General features: G+C 40.6%; 1 protein-coding gene. It reads left to right on the top strand.

Going from position 1 to position 584, the window contains the following annotated elements; genetic code table 11:
* The first annotated feature begins 67 nt into the window (after positions 1–67).
* Positions 68–361, top strand: a complete 294-nt coding sequence (locus BCT81_RS03795; protein ID WP_004739532.1) for a metalloregulator ArsR/SmtB family transcription factor — start codon at positions 68–70, stop codon at positions 359–361.
* Positions 362–584: the final 223 nt, after the last annotated feature.

Here is a 584-nt window from a genome sequence, read left to right as displayed (position 1 = left end):
TAACTCCGCAATATGCCGGAAATACTGATAGCCCGTAGTTGGCGTAAAGGTTGTAGGGAGCCAAACTATGAACTTAAAAGAGATGGAGAAGAACTCAGCACAAGCTGTGATTCTACTCAAAGCCATGGCCAACGAACGTCGCTTACAGATTTTGTGCCTTTTACATGGTACTGAGCTGTCGGTTGGGGAGTTGTGTGGCAAGTTGGAACTGAGTCAATCGGCTTTATCTCAACATCTTGCTTGGTTGAGAAGAGATGGTTTGGTCGATACTCGTAAAGAAGCTCAAACCGTGTATTACACATTGAGCAGTGAAGAAGTAAAAGCAATGATTAACCTACTGCATGGTCTATATTGCAAGTAGTTTATTGTTGGTAAGAAAAGTGGTTTCTTATCAGGAATAAGGTCGACACAAGGAAGTGTCAGTATTTCTCGTCGAACGTTTACCGCTGTCTATTCACTATCTATTTATCTACAACCTATCTATTTAACTCCTATCTGTTTTATTTCCTATTCGTAACTTGGTCTGTTAGTCACCTTTAACTACTGCCTGTCAGTCGTTTAATTGGGCTGCTCAAAATTTAGAT

This window comes from Vibrio sp. 10N.261.52.A1, from assembly GCF_002876325.1.
Taxonomy (GTDB): Bacteria; Pseudomonadota; Gammaproteobacteria; order Enterobacterales; family Vibrionaceae; genus Vibrio; species Vibrio chagasii.
Note: the sequence above shows the minus strand (reverse complement) of the source record. Positions and strands in the feature narration are given on the sequence as shown.

Bases quoted from the DNA above. Each gene is read 5' to 3' on its own strand.
- BCT81_RS03795 (WP_004739532.1), top strand. From the start codon at position 68: ATGAACTTAAAAGAGATGGAGAAGAACTCAGCACAAGCTGTGATTCTA.